The sequence below is a fragment of the Streptomyces nogalater genome, assembly GCF_039532885.1.
Classification (GTDB): Bacteria; Actinomycetota; Actinomycetes; order Streptomycetales; family Streptomycetaceae; genus Streptomyces; species Streptomyces nogalater.
The window spans coordinates 88,399-102,501 of sequence record NZ_BAAASM010000012.1 but is presented as its reverse complement, the minus strand read 5'-3'; the positions used below and the strand labels follow the sequence as shown (position 1 = coordinate 102,501).

Sequence of the window (14,103 nt, the reverse complement as noted above, 5' to 3'; positions counted from 1 at the left end):
ATAGAGTACGAATTGCGCAAGCGCAATTCGGATTCCGGCGCAAGCGCCGGAATAGAATTCCGCAAGCGGAATTCAAAAGACAGGGCAATTCGCGCAAGCGCGAATTGTGGGCACCCGCGCAAGCGCGGTTGCCTTGGCTGGCTACGAGGGAAGGTGCATCACGTGCGGGCCTGTGTAGGGTTTGGGGTTCCTGGCCACCACCGCAGCAACGAGGGTGACGGGCCGTCGGCCTGACGGAGTGCCGGCCTCACTGCAGTGAGGGGCTCCGCTGCGCTCCACCCGAACCCCTCCCCCACCCTCGAAACCGGCCGCTCGCGTTCACCAATACCCCGCCAGCATACCCTATGAACCGTGCGTGCGAGGCAAGATTCAGTCAAGCATCAGCCTACAGGGGGAAGCTGTCGCAGGGGTGATGCATCACCCGCACTCACTGTGTAGAGTCTGGGACCAGACACCACCACCCCCGGCCCGCCACTCACCGCGCCGGATCCTCATTCCTATTACGTGCCGCACTCCAGGAAAAGGAGAACACGGGAATGGCCGTGAAACTGCGTGAACACCAGATTGAGGCCGTAGACGCCATCGTGCGCGGCCTCGATATCCCGCCGGGCGGCATTCCCTGGAATGGTCTGCGCGGGCAGGTGCACGCCGCGTGCGGAACCGGAAAGACCATCATCGCTGCAGCCTCCGCAAAGCGGATTGTGCCCAAGGGCCGCATTCTCGTGGTGGTGCCGACCCTGGATCTCCTGGCACAGACCGTGAAGGCGTGGAGCGAGGCCGGGCACAAGGGGCCGGCGGTCATGGTGTGCTCGCCGCTGGACGACCCGGAGCTGTGGCACCTGGGGGTGCGGTCCACCACCAACCCCGTGCAGCTGGCGCTGTGGCACTCCACGGGGCCGGTGACCATCTACGCCACCTACGCGTCGCTGGGCGTGCTCACGGAGGCGTTCGAGGGCGCCTACGGGCAGAGGCTCGCACCGGTGGACCTGGCGGTGGTCGATGAAGCGCACCGGACCAGTGGGTCGATGGGTAAGGCGTGGGCGGACATCCACGACCAGGAGAAGATCCCGGCGCACCGTCGGCTGTATCTGACGGCGACGCCGCGGATCTGGGAGGAGCGGCTGAACCGTGAGGTCGCCGAGGGGGTGCGTGATCCGCTGCCGCGTGAGATGGCGGCCTCGATGGACGATGAGAAGGTCTTCGGGCCGGTCCTGTACAAGCTCAGCTTGGCGTCGGCTGTGTCGCGCGGGTTGCTGGCGCGGTACCAGATCATCGTGCTGGAGCTCCAGGACCCGGTGGTGACGCCGGAGCGGCTGATGGGTGAGGAGCGGCACACGGAGGAGGTCCGCGGGCAGCGCCTGGGGGCGCTGCAGGCCGCGCTCCTGCACACGATGGCGCAGCACAACCTCCAGACCTGCATCACCTTCCACCACCGGACCATAGAGGCCGCGGCGTACGCGGAGGGCCTGGAGCGCGTGGCCAAGCGGCTGCACGCCGACCAGCCCGAGAAGTACCCGGCGGAGATCTGGGCGGACTGGCTGTGCGGCGAGCACGTCCCGGAGCGCCGGCGGGAGGTGCTGGGCAAGTTCGGCTCCACCGCCCGGCGGGCCGTGCTCTCCAACTGCCGTGTTCTGGGGGAGGGCGTGGACATCCGGGCCGTGGACTCCGTGGCCCTGCTGGACCCGAAGGGCGCGCCGCACGACATCGTGCAGGCGATCGGCCGCGCGCTGCGTCAGAAGCCCGGAGAAGGCAAGCTCGCCTCTTTGATCGTGCCGGTATTCCTCCAGCCCGATGAAAGCCCGGAGGATATGTTCACCTCGGGTTCGTACCGGCCTTTGGTGAAGGTATTGGAGGGTTTGCGGGCTCACGATGAGGAGGCCGTGGAGTTGCTGGCGATCCCGCAGGAGCCTCAGAAGGACGTCGTGCAGCCCTCCGAGTACATTGGTGCCGCACCGGGTGATAACGAGGAAGAAACCCGGTTGCTGCTCCGTTTTGCGGCTCCGCGTGATCCGGTGATGGTCGCGAACTGGGTGTCCTTCAACGTGATCGACACGGAGCGGCAGGACTGGGCGCGGGGCTGGGCGAAGCTCAAGGAGTTCACGGAGCGTGAGGGTCACGCTCGGGTTCCGTACGAGCACAAGGAGGGCGCGTTCCCGCTCGGGCAGTGGGTTGCGGAGCAGCGACGGGCGTACGGGGCCGGGCAGATGAGCGGCCGGCGCGCCGCGCGGCTGGAGAAGCTGGGCATGGCCTGGACGGCGGCCGACGCGCGGTTCCAGGAGAACCTGGCGGCGGCCCGGGCGTACTACGCGAAGCACTGGACGCTGTGCGCGCCCCGGTCGGCGGCCGCGCTGGACAAGCCGATCGGGCAGTGGCTGTCCAACCTGCGCCGTCCCGGTGCGCTGGCTGAACACCCGGAGTGGGAGGCCGCGTTGAAGGAGATCGACGAGGACTGGAACCCGTCGTGGTCCCCCGAGTGGCAGCGGCACTACGCCGCGCTGCGCGAGCTGGTGCGTGACGAGGAAGGCCCGGTTCAGGTTCTGCCCGGTTTCACCGTGCACGGCATGGACGTCGGCAAGTGGCTGGCCCGGCAGCGCAAGCCCGAGGTGTGGGCGGCCCTGGCGGAGGGGCAGCGCGAGCGCCTGGAGGCCGTCGGCGTCACCCCGCTCGCCGCCACTCCGACCCCGGTGGAGGCGGAGGTGCCCGCGGAGCCGTCCACGGCGCCCGTGAGCGCCTTCGACAGGGGCGTTGCGGCCCTGGCGCAGTACAAGGCCCGCACGGGCTCTGTGAAGGTCCCCAGGGCCCACGTAGAGGTGTTGCCGGACGGAACGGAGGTCAAGCTCGGGGTGTTCCTCAGCAACAGCAAGAGCCGCCGGACCAAGCTGACCGCCGACAGGCTCGCCGCGCTCGCCGGCCTCGGGCTGGAGTGGGCGGCCACGGAAGGAGCGGCGTGATGACCGAGGAGGAGCGGCGCGTGCAGGAAGCCGTGCGGCGGCACTCCCGCACCAGGGCCTTCGCGGAGGCGGAGGACGTCATCTCGGCTGTGCTGTCCGATCCTGGGGTGCAGGAGGCGCGGGCCCGGGTGGAGGCGGAGACGGAGCTCGGCATGGAGCTGTGCGCCCGCCTCCAGCCGTTTCAGGACCGCTACGACCAGGCCGTGGCGGCTGGCGACGCGGCCCGGCTCATCGAGGCTTGCGCGGGCAAGCACGTCCGCTGGGGACGGATCTGCGTCCTGCCCGACGGGCACGAGACCTCGATGGAGAAGCCGCACTGGGGCCGCAACAGCGAGGGCCGGCCGATCGCGTGGGTGGGCAGCGCACCCGACGACTGGTGAGCGGCGGCGGTGAGAACGGCGGCAGGCCCCGGGGCGCACGAGCGGCCCGGGGCCTGCCGCTGTCCGGGGACAGCGGCACTACTTCCAGTCCCTACACGCACTGGGGTGCGATGCCTGGGGGGTTCTGAGCTGCGGCATCGCACTGGGGTGCGTGTAGGACCTGGGATGTCGAGCTGCTCCCCTGGCGCGGCGGGGCAAGCTCCCCGCCTGGTCGCGGGCGGATTTATCGGTGTGTCGCTGTCAGTGCCCGCTCGTAGGCTGTTGGCTGGCGCAGGCGCGCCGAAGCATGGAGGCGTTCATGACACGGCAGCTGACGTATGAACAGCGGATCGCTCTGATCAACAAATGGAAGAACCCCCCGGGTGCTTCCGAACAGCTCCGGCTGGAGCGCGCCGAGCGCATGGTGAAACAGGCGGTGCTTCGACACGAGCCGTTCCAGGGGCTCGACATCACAGTGGCGTCGAAGGGCTCGTACCCCAACAACACCAACGTCCGCGGTGACAGCGACGTCGACATCATGGTGAAGCTCAACCACCCCGTCCATACGGAGGGGCCGGCGGCTTGGTGGTTTGGGCAGCCGGCCCGTTACACGGGGCCGTGGACCCGGCAGAAGCTCCGCCAGGAGGTGGAGGACGCGCTCACCAACCACTTTGGCTGGGTGGACACGGACCACAACCTCGCCTTGTACGTTCCGGAGGTTGTGGGCAGCCGTCCCAGCATCGACGTGGTGCCGTGCTTCAAGTGGGTGGCCTACGACACCACGGCTCCCGGCGGGGAGTACGTGGGGAGTGTCGTCTACGGGCGCAACGGCAAGCGTGTCATCAACTGGCCCGAGCTCCAGCTGGCCAACGGCCGCACGAAGAACACCAACACCAAGTACCGGTACAAGTTCGTGGTGCGGGTGCTGAAGAACGTCGAGAACGACCTCGCCTCCGAGGGTGTGATCAAGGCCCTTCCGTCGTATTTCTCCGAGTGCCTGATCTACAACGTCCCGGACGACGTCTTTCTCCGCGAGGGCAGCCTGGACGCTGTGGTCCGCGAGAGCCTGCGGGAGGTCTACCGGCAGCTCACGGGAGTCTGGTTCGGCTATCAACGCATGGTGGAGCCGAACGGGATCAAGAAGGTGTTCGGCGAGGGTCAGAAGTGGACGGAGAAGGACGCGCGCGAGCTGATCGAGCGCGCGTGGTATTACCTCAACTACGAGAGCTGACGATGAACACCGCGACCACCATTCGCGCCGGCGCCACCATCGCCGCCACCCTCTACACAGTCGTCTTGGTCGTCCTGGGCTTGTACCCGTCCGAGTTCCGGTACCTGTTCGCGTACATCCCGGCTCTCGTGGGATACGGCACCGTCGTGTTCGACAAGTGGGCCTGGCACTGGCCCGTCATCCACCGTTTCACCGGCCGCTCCTGGGTCACGGGCACCTGGCGGGTAGTGCTTGTCCCGAGCCCGGAGAGCCACATCCCGGAGGGAGGGAACCGGGGTCCGATCACCACGTACATGACGATTGAGCAGACCTTCTGGAGCCTGCACGCCACGCTCCGCACGAAGGAGAGCACCTCGCGGTCGAGCAACGCCACCATCAGCGCCCCCGAGAACTCGGGAACTGCCGAGATCGGCTTCCTGTACGACAACACGCCCCGCGTGGAGCACCAGCATCGAAGCCCGCGGCACGAAGGGGCCTGCCGAATCGCGGTCACCGGCCTCCGGCCCAAGGCCGCGACCGGGCACTACTACACCAGCCGGTTCACCGCCGGCGACATGGACTTCACCCTGCTCGACCGATCCACCGACTACGGCACCTTCGCTGAAGCTCAGGCCGCCGACCCGGCGCACACCAGCAACTGAAGAGCAGCAAGGAGCGGGCCCCGGGAGACTGGTCCCCCGGGGCCCTGGCATGTCCGTCCCAGGGGTCAGCATTCGGAGTCCGTGGGAACGGTTCCCCAGCGAGCTACGTGACGACCGGGGCAGGTTCGGTGAGGCGGTCCAGCCGGTCGTAGAGGGCCTGTGCGAGCCAAGCGCGATTTTGGCGGGAGCGCACCCCAGCCCTCCTGTCCCGTCTCACCCCGACGTCCGGCATCGGATCGTCGCCGCCGAGTGGTACACCCACCTGGGCGTCACGCCTGGCTCGGTCTTCGGTTCATCAGAGGACGCGGGTCACCGCGCCGGAGGTGAACCACTGCACAAGAGTGGCTGCGGCATGAACACCGGCACGAGCAGCTTCCAAGGTCTCCGGCACAGTGCCGCCCTGACCACCGTGTCGGGACGTCTGGCCTTCCCACAAGGCCCGCATCATCACCTCGACCGGCATAGTCGATCCTGTTCCCAGCGAGGTGGTGAACCTGTGCGATGCGTCGCGGAGCACACGCAGCATCGTGCCTAGCGTTGCTTTGCTGTTGTTTGGTTCGACGACGGCGTGGGCAGCGGACTCGACCGCCTTGATCGCCTCGCTGTACGCCCGTACCGGGTCTGGGCGCAGCCCGTAGGCCGCCTGCCAGGAGAGCGCCAGGTGGTCGGCTGCTGATCCTTTGTCCGTGGCGGTCGATGCATCGTCGATGGTCTGACTCACCGCGTCGCGAACGATGGGGACGACACGCTCTTCGAGCCCGTTGCCAGCGTCATTTACTCGGTAGGCCGATCCTGCGGCGTTCAGGATTCGGGCTAGCCTTCCCTCGAAATCCCCTCCGAGTCCTATGGGCTCGCCGTCATCCGGCTGCTCCCATCCGAGAATGAGGTCCACGATGTCGAGCAGGTCCATGCCGTCGGCACCGACCAACGCGTCGTAGGGGCTCAGCCCTGGGAGCGGTGTCATTCGTAGCCGCAGGCAAGCCTCCACCGCGTAGTCGTCGCCCGGCGAGAAGTGCTGTGCTACCCACGCCTGCAGCGCTCCGACGAGGTGGCGAGGTACGCCGTCGTAAGGGGCGTAGTCGAAAGGCTCGTTGTGGCCTGTCCGGACAGAGAAGGGCGGCCGTGCCAGGGTCATGGTCCGTGAGCGTACTGGTGCGTCAGGCCGACCGAGAAGGCAATTTCGGCTCACGGTTTCCGCTGGGCTCGCAAGACCATGCCAGGATTGGCCTGACCGCGTGGACGCGGTTTCGGGGCTCCGTCAGCACTGGCCTTCGAAGATTGCAGTGACCTGATCGCTGAAGAACTGGATCCAGTCGTCCTGGTCGTCACCGAGCAGAGGGTGGTGCACCCGAGGTATGCCCTGTCGGCAGAGATCGCGCAAGTCGACCATGGTGACGTCGTCGCCGTACTGGATCCAGTCGTCCACGGTCGCCCATCGGGGGTTGTCGAAGACGGACTCACCCATGCTCTCGACGTATCCCCGGCCACTGGAGGTCAGTGTCCAGGCGAGGGGCCGGAAGTAGACCTCGGAGAAGATGTCGTAGTGTCGTCGGCTCTTCAGGACCCTGACCGCGTTGAACATGCTGGCCAGACGCGTTCCTCTGAAGGGATACAGGGCCAGGCGCAGAGTGGCTCCGTCTGGCATCGTGATGTGATCGCGCCGCTCGCGCAGGTCTGCGGCGAGTCCGGGGAACATCACCCGCAGATGAGGGGTGGTGGCGAACATGCCGATCAGGATTGACCGTGCCACGCGGCCCGGTGCGAGACGAACGGGCGGAGCAGGGTCCGGCCGGGGGAGGCAGAGAAGCGGCATTGCCCGGGCATAGGTACGCAACGCCGCCACGAAGTCGCCGTAGGCCGCGTCGTAGTGCAATCCCGCGAGACTGTTGCAATCGCCGCACAGGCCCCGTAGCCACATCCCTCCAGCCGCAGGCCGGCCGTTACTGCGCACCTGATTGTGGACACGAACAGTCGCACATGTCACTTTGTCTCGATTGCCCGCCACTTGGGGCGGTACATGAGCTTTTGTCATCTCACGTACCTCGCCACACAGTCCACAAGTACGCAGTCCTGGCTTACGCAGGTCAACACCCAGAGTGCCCGGCGGGCGCTTGTCAGCCATCTGCGGATGGTAATGGACCAACACGTCCACGCTCTGACTTTTTCCGGTCTCATCCCGGCATGATCGACCGATCACCACATGGCGGGGAGAGGGCCTCACCCCCGTCCCGGTTCAGACCTGCGTCAGCGGCGTCCGAGCAGGCTCCAGGAAGTCAGCGGCCACCGGCCGAGGCGCCGAGCCCTGGCCCAGGGTGCAACGCCCGAACCGCGGCTCCGGCCCCGGTGGGACCGGGCGCGTCCGCAGAGCCGTCCACGGCGCCTGTGAGCGCCTTCGACAGGGGGCTGCGGCCCAGACGTAGAGAGCTCGCACGAGGCTCTGTGACGGTCCCCACGGGCACGTAGAGGCGTTGCCGGACGGTCGGAGGTGAAACTCGGGGTGTCCCTGTCCAACAGCGAGAGGCCGCCGGGCCAAGCTGACCATCGAAAAGCTCGTCGCGCTCGCCGACGTCGGGCTGAAATGGGGGCAGTGGTCCTCTGCGGTCATGTCTCCAGCGGTACGGCTTCATCGACGATGGCGGTCGCCAGAGCAGCCGAGAAGCGGCGTACGGTCAACGCCCGTCGCAGTCCCGCGCGCAGAAGTCCTCGGAATTCCTGGTCGGTGGGGTTGGGGAGGACGGGGACCGGCTGCTCGGTCACCTCGTGAATTCGTTGCACGGCCCGGACGGCAGTGCCCAGCGCGTCGAGCGCGGCGCGTTCTACCTCGTGCGCCGACTCCGGACCGATGCCGACAGCGAGAAGGGTTTCGATGCTCAGGAGGAGGACGGCGGGGAGCAGGTGGGCGGGTTGAGCTCGTACCGTCGCCCCGTGGGCCGCGACGCGGACCCAGCCACCGATTTCGCCGGGGGCGTGGGTCCACACCTGCTCGGCGACCGCGGTCCAGAGGGGAAGGCCTCCGGCGGTCTCCCACAGGTGGGGACGGCTGAAGGGGGCGGCGGCGGGACCCGCCTTCCAGCCGTCGGCGGCGGCGATCTCGGCGAGGAGGGCCGGGGTGACGGGCAGATCGACCACCTGGGACGTCAGCAGGACTTGGAGGTCCTCGTCCAGGCGGTCGGCGGTGAACTCGGGGTAGTCGTCGTGCTCGGTGAGGACGTGCAGCAGAGCGAGCGATCCGAACGTGGGGATGCCCTCTGCGATCAGCTGGCTCCGTAGGAACGCGTCATCGCACCACAGTGGTGCGCCTGTGTCCAAGGCGAGCTGGGCGGCGGAGAGCCAGGCGTTATCCGAGTCGTCGGTCGGGCCTGAGATGCTCAACCTGCGGCGGACCTCGGTGAGGTCGGGCACTTCGACCGGCTGGAGGCCGGGGACGGCCGGGAAGAGAGCGGTGGCGAGGCGCCGGATCTCCTGCCGGTCCGGGTCGGTGTACTCGGCGATGAAGGGCCGGCCGTCCCGTACGCCGAGCACGCCGGCCGACCGTTCCGTCTCGCGCAGGCTGTAGCAGGTGTTGAGTACGTCGCCACACACCGCGGTGGGGGACGGTGTGGATGCGAAGGCCGCCCTCATCTCGCCGAGGCGTCCGGGCAGGAAGGCGGTCAGTGCCAAAGCCGTGACGTCGATGACGGTGGTCCGGCCGAGCGCTTCGTGCACGGCCTTCCGCTCGGCTGCGGTGTGCACGGGGTCGGTACTCCCTGCGGGGAAAACGCCAGCCGCGCGCTGGAGAAGGGTGAGGGTGACGGGCTGTTGCGCCACTGCGGCAAGCATGCCGACAGGGAGTTGTCCGGCGCGTACCCCGCTGGCCGTCGCCTCCAGGAGCACTTCGCGGCGCCCCAGGGTCTGTTCGAGGTGTCGTGCCAGTCCGTGCGCGCCGCCTGTGACAGGGGTCAGCACCGCGCTCGGAGGCAGCTCGGTCAGGAGGCGTGTCAGGCGTTCGCGCAGCGGCTCGGGCAGCTCGAGTGCGTGCCGCGTCTCCCCCTCCAGGGCGGAGGCGGATCCGTTGATGTCGCCAACGGGCTGCGGCGGCTCGCCGGTCGCGGCGAGGACTGCCGCGGTGAGGAGCGCGGAGAGTTCGGTGTCCGCCGGCTGGAAGTGTTCGGCCAGGCCGAGTGCTGTTTCGGCGAGCGCCGGGGTCCAACCCGACCAACGGGTCAGCGTGAGCCAGGCCCGCGCGTCCTGTTCGTTGCGGACCTGGGGCGCGAACCGGGTCAGGGTGTCGCGCGCGGTCTCGAGGCTGCTGTTCCTCACCTGGGCGTGGATGGCCGCCCACGCGAAGTCCATAGCCGGGGACGGCAGCGCGCGGCCGACTCCTTCGGCGGCCATCACGTGGTCGATGCCCGCCTCCTCGGCCAGCCCGGCCAGTGCATGGTCCTCCATGTCGCCCCAGTCCGCGCGCTCCCCGGCCCACTGGACGAGGGCGCGCCGCAGACGGCCGCGCATTCGGTCGGGCAGAAGGGGACGGGACAGCAGGGTCAGCGCGGCGATCCGGGCCCGTTCCCGGTCGCCAGCCCGTTCCCACAGGTCGACGGCAAGGGCCCGGAGCGAGGTGTCGCCGAAGCGCCGCCCCGCCCGCTCGGCGGCCTCCGCCGCCAGGGCGTGCTCGCCCTGCTTGTCGTACTGGACGACCAGCCCCGCCGCTGCCACGACACTTCGGGACTCCCAGTGGCGAAGGCGCCGGACGGCAGCTGCGTCGTCACCGCGCGCGGCGTCGGCCGTCGCCCAACGGGTCTGGTAGAGCGCTTCGGCGAGGGTGCCTTCAGCGTGCAGGCGCTCCAGATGGGGAACGGGCCACACCCCGAGACCGGCCAGGGCGTAGGCGGCCATGGCGCGCTGGTCTTCGCTGCCTGCGCCGGCAGCCGCGGCTTCCCAGGCGGCGATGCGCGCCTCCCGGCTGCTGCCCACCGCGGCATCGCACATGTGGGCCAGCAGCTGCAGCCGGTCGCCCTCGCCGGCCACGTTCTCGGCGAGGGCGGCAGCTTGTTCCTCCTGACCGGCCTGGCTGGCCACCCGGACCGCCTCGACCAGAAGTTCCTGGCTGGAGGTCTCCGGATCCTGCGCGTCCCCCTCAGGTTCGGCCAACGCTGTCCCGATGGCGGCGGTGATGTCGCCGGCCATGACACGGGCATTAAGCAGGACGCGTGCCGCCCGGATACTCGGGCCCCGCCAGCGCCGGTACTCGGCGCGCGCGGCCGACGCCAGACGCATGGCCCGGCCGATGTCGAGGAAGGCCTGCCGGGGAGCCCCGACCACGTTGCGGTACAGGAGGCACCGTGCAAGTTCGGCCTGGATGTCAGGATCGCCGGGCGTGAGGCGCAGCGCCCTTTCGAGCACGGCCTCGCCTTCGTCGTGGCGGCCCGCGGTGAGGTGGCAGTGGGCCGTGAATCGCAGGACGTTGGCGTCGGCGGTGGCGGCCGGGTCTCCGGCGGCCAGGGCCTGCTGCACGACGTCGGGTACGTGTTCGGGCATCTGTTGCGGGGAGTCGATCACAGCCCGGACGACAGCGAGGAGAAGGGTGTCGCCTTCTTCCCCGGCCTGGTCGGCCAGTGACGCCGCCTGAGGACTTCCCTGGTAGGCGGCCGCGAGTGCAGCCAGAGTGAGGAGGTGGCCCCGGCTGTCGGCGGATACGGTGGCGGCCCGCTCCAGCGCGCTCACCGTCGGCATGCCCAGTTCGTGGCTGGTGGCGTAAGAGGCGGTGATCCTCCAAACGTCCTCCAGATGCGCGGTGTCGGCTTCCGTCAGCCAGGGAGGGGGTGAGGTGAGCAGTACGCGGACGGCGTGGGCGGGATCGGAGTCGGCGAGGAGCAAGGCCAGCGGCGCCGCGTGAGCCCGCCCGGCACGGTGGGCCTTGAGGAGCCGGAGACGGGTTTCCGCCGGCAGACGATCGGCGGCCTCGGTGACGGGGTCGGCGCCCTGTTTAGAGCGGGCCGGAGCGGCCAGCGCGTCGGCGTTGACCGTATCGAGCTGCTGGGCCGCAGGGACGAAGATCTTGAAGTTCTTGCCCGTGGACACCAACGTCGTGCGATTGACGTGCTGCCAGTAGACGCTGTGGGTTCCCGTGTCGACCAGCATGACGACGACCGGCAGCGAGTGGCTCGTCCAGTACTCGACGTGCGCGGCGTCGCAGGGATACCACCAACCGCCGTCGGCCGCGCCGGCGAACTGGCTAGGCCCGGACTTGATCTGCACGGCCAACAGTCGGCCAGTCGACTTCCCGGAGGTACCCGGGCTCATGCTCGCGCCGAGCACGACCTCCAGATGCGCGTCGATTCCGACGTCGCTGGTCTCCTGCTCGCGAAACAGCCATCCCAGTTCTGACACCACCTGGAGGCTGACCAAGCTAACGCCGACCCGTTCCGTGAGATGCGTGGGGCGCACCGTCGTCAAGTCCCTGTCCCTTCCCCCACGCTGCCTGATGCTGCAGCCATAGCTTGAAGCCTACGGGCCCCCACCGACGTCGAATTCCTCCTACGCCGACCGGTCCAGGATCCCCAGGTCCAGCCCGCCGACCGCAGCGGGCGGTGCCCTTCAGCGGGATGGTGCTGCTGGACGCGGGGGCACCGTGGCCGTCGCTCTTGGGCACGGCGCGGCGCGGGTCCGTCAGCTCCGACATGCCCAGCGGCACGGCCAGCGCCTCGTGCAGAGGGGTCACCCACTCGCGCATGAACTCCCGGCGCTTGCGCGTCGCCAGCCCGTACACGGCGCCGCCCACGGCTGCGGCGGAGACCAGGCCGATGCCACCGGTCTGCGCGGCGGCGATGGCGGGTCCGGGTTCGCCCAGACGTCTCGGACCGTCTGCGCGGTGGTGTCCGGGTGGCTGCCGACCAGGTAGGCGCCGCCACCGGCTGCCCCGAGCCAGCTGAGGCGGAAGACCAGGCACTGCCACCCGGCCCGGTAGGAGGAACGGGACACCTTTCCTTCGACCTTGGGCAGGACGCGGGTGCCCGTACGCCAGAACGTCGCGTCGGTCTTCCGCTCCCCGTCCATGGGGCGCCCGGCCAGGAACCGGCCGATCCCGAACACGAGGGACTCGGCGGACTCCTCCACCTGCTTGTCGAACTTCGTCTGCGCCATCGGCCGTGCCCTTTCGCTGTGCTCCGGGGCACCTCACACCCAGAAGCGGACACCCCCTGTCTAGGCGGATTGGCCTGTGGACAGAGCGCGGCGAAAGGTGGGCCCGGACCGCGATCTGTGGACAACTTTCCGGCCCGAAAACCCGTAGGCGGCCCGCGTGCGCGGCGGGGTCGGTACAACGGTGCGAAGAGATCAACCGGGGAGGGGCTGCATGACCCAGCACGACGACGCGACCGAGTACGAGAGCGCGGTGGAGCGCGCCAGGCGGTACGAGGGAATGGCCGCCAGGTACGTCAAGAAGGCGATGGCGGGCGAGGCAGGCGCGGCACAGCTGGCGCAGACGTTCGCGTCGCTGGCGGCCGCGGCCCGGATGGAACGCATGGACTGGCGCATGCGAGTGCTCGGTAACCAGCTCGAAGACGTGAAGAAGTCGATGGACCTTCTTCGCCGCAAGCTGCCCGAGCGGTGACATCCATCAGCTGGCAGCGAAGGTGCTTACCGTGGGGTTGTGACCACATCCTCCGATGACGCGGCCAGGCCGGTGCCGGTGCGGGTCGTGCTGCCCGCCGACCCGCTGCTCGGGCAGCCGGAGCAGGAGGTCGTCGCCAGGCTGTGGAGGCGGCGGCAGACCGGGACGGGCTGGGTGTACCTGGTGGGGCTGCCGTCGTACCGGGTTCTCGAAAACGGCGGGGTGGAGGCGGCGGAGTACCGGGTGTGGGTCCGGGCTCCCGACCATGTGCGGCCGGTCGACGGCGTCGACTACGACCAGGTCCCCACCGAGCCTCTTCCGCCCGCGCCGCCGACGTCGGTGGTCCGCGAGATCCTCGGGGAGCGCCGGCCTTCGGGCTGGGTGCTGGCGAAGGTGCGCGAGGGTCGGGGCCCGGCCCGGGGGGTGCTGCACGCGCCGGACTGCGAGGAAGCACCGCCGGGCGCGCCGCTGCTCGATCTGGAGCGCGCGCTGAACGTCGCCGAGAACCCGGGAACGCGGCTGTGCACCGTGTGCGGGTGTGCTCAGGAGCTGACGCCGATGCTGAGTGGCTTCGACCGCATCACGGGCTCCTGATCTGCCGGGGTACGGAACGTCGGGCATCTCCGGTGGCCCGGGGGCGCCCCGGCAGGCCCATCGGTGCTCGCGGTGGCAGAGGGCGGCTGGTCAGCGGACGCCGGCTGCGGCCCACCCGGCTCGTACCTGCACCACCGCCTCGTGCACGGCAGCGGCGTCGGGCGGAGGACCGGGGTTGCCGGACGGCAGCCCGAGAGAGTGGAGAGCCGCGGCGGCCAACGTGGGCACGGCCGGGATGTCCAGCATCAGCATGGCCGCGACACGCTGCAGATCCTCGGTGATCTGCTCAACGGTGCGGCCCTGGCCCTCTCCGATACCGTCCAGCAGCTCGCGCAGGTCGGCGGCCTCGGGCTCACCGGCCTGCGCGCGGCGGAATGCGGCCAGGACCTGCCAGAGGTAGTCCAGTTCCCATCCGGGCAGGAACAGCACCCTGATGCCCTCGCGCTCGCTGTCGGCCGGCTCGTCCATCTCGGCGGCCAGGCGGCCGATGACGGAGGCCGCTCCCTCCAGCACGCCGACGGACAGCACGTACCGGGCGGCGTCGAACCGGAAGGCGGCGGCGTTGGCGGCTGCGGCGACGACGCGGAGTACTTTTTCCTCAAGGTACCGAACCTCGTGCAGCCACGACGGGTCACCGGGCAGGACACACGGCCGGTCCGGGTCACGCAGCCGCGACGTCACCACAAGGCCCTCCCCACTTCAGACGTTGTCAGCGCCAGCATTCCGTATCACCCCC

11 protein-coding genes are annotated in these 14,103 nt (G+C 69.2%); 6 read left to right on the top strand and 5 right to left on the bottom strand.

The features are described from left to right. Positions 1-536: 536 nt before the first annotated feature. From ABD350_RS11250 to ABD350_RS11235, 4 genes are all read left to right on the top strand, one after another. Positions 537-2,951, top strand: coding sequence for a DEAD/DEAH box helicase (locus ABD350_RS11250; protein WP_344347766.1), 2,415 nt, complete (start codon positions 537-539; stop codon positions 2,949-2,951). Further along, positions 2,951-3,331 carry a hypothetical protein gene (locus ABD350_RS11245; RefSeq protein WP_344347765.1) on the top strand — a complete coding sequence of 127 codons (381 nt, stop codon included), beginning with the start codon at positions 2,951-2,953 and terminating at the stop codon, positions 3,329-3,331. Before ABD350_RS11250 ends, ABD350_RS11245 begins: the two co-directional genes overlap by 1 nt. Before the next feature lie 298 nt (positions 3,332-3,629). Further along, a complete protein-coding gene (locus ABD350_RS11240) occupies positions 3,630-4,541 on the top strand; it encodes a nucleotidyltransferase domain-containing protein (RefSeq protein WP_344347764.1) in 912 nt (303 codons plus the stop codon). A gap of 2 nt (positions 4,542-4,543) precedes the next feature. Then, positions 4,544-5,182: a Cap15 family cyclic dinucleotide receptor domain-containing protein gene (locus tag ABD350_RS11235; protein ID WP_344347762.1), complete on the top strand. Its 639-nt coding sequence runs from the start codon at positions 4,544-4,546 to the stop codon at positions 5,180-5,182. A gap of 295 nt (positions 5,183-5,477) precedes the next feature. Here the strand turns inward: ABD350_RS11235 and ABD350_RS11230 are convergent, their stop codons facing one another. The 4 genes from ABD350_RS11230 to ABD350_RS11215 all read right to left on the bottom strand — a co-directional run bounded on the left by ABD350_RS11230 (position 5,478) and on the right by ABD350_RS11215 (position 12,304). Beyond that, entirely contained in the window at positions 5,478-6,317 is an 840-nt protein-coding gene (locus ABD350_RS11230) for a hypothetical protein (protein WP_344347761.1), read from the bottom strand. A 123-nt stretch (positions 6,318-6,440) separates the two neighbouring features. Then, positions 6,441-6,932 carry a hypothetical protein gene (locus tag ABD350_RS11225; protein WP_344347760.1) on the bottom strand — a complete coding sequence of 164 codons (492 nt, stop codon included), beginning with the start codon at positions 6,930-6,932 and terminating at the stop codon, positions 6,441-6,443. Positions 6,933-7,783: 851 nt separating this feature from the next. Next, complete coding sequence (locus ABD350_RS11220) at positions 7,784-11,608, bottom strand: DUF4365 domain-containing protein (protein ID WP_344347771.1); 3,825 nt, start codon at positions 11,606-11,608, stop codon at positions 7,784-7,786. A 270-nt stretch (positions 11,609-11,878) separates the two neighbouring features. Beyond that, positions 11,879-12,304, bottom strand: coding sequence for a hypothetical protein (locus ABD350_RS11215; protein WP_344347759.1), 426 nt, complete (start codon positions 12,302-12,304; stop codon positions 11,879-11,881). Positions 12,305-12,515: 211 nt separating this feature from the next. On the opposite strand from ABD350_RS11215, the gene ABD350_RS11210 reads away from it, so the two are divergent. Then, the gene (locus tag ABD350_RS11210) at positions 12,516-12,773 is read left to right on the top strand and encodes a hypothetical protein (RefSeq protein WP_344347758.1); all 258 of its coding nucleotides are present in this window, start codon (positions 12,516-12,518) and stop codon (positions 12,771-12,773) included. A 39-nt stretch (positions 12,774-12,812) separates the two neighbouring features. Next, on the top strand, positions 12,813-13,367 hold the full coding sequence (locus ABD350_RS11205) for a DUF6233 domain-containing protein (RefSeq protein ID WP_382466960.1): 555 nt from the start codon (positions 12,813-12,815) through the stop codon (positions 13,365-13,367). Positions 13,368-13,457: 90 nt separating this feature from the next. Here ABD350_RS11205 and ABD350_RS11200 read toward each other — a convergent pair whose 3' ends face one another. Beyond that, complete coding sequence (locus tag ABD350_RS11200; RefSeq protein ID WP_344347757.1) at positions 13,458-14,048, bottom strand: hypothetical protein; 591 nt, start codon at positions 14,046-14,048, stop codon at positions 13,458-13,460. Between the last annotated feature and the right edge of the window lie 55 nt (positions 14,049-14,103).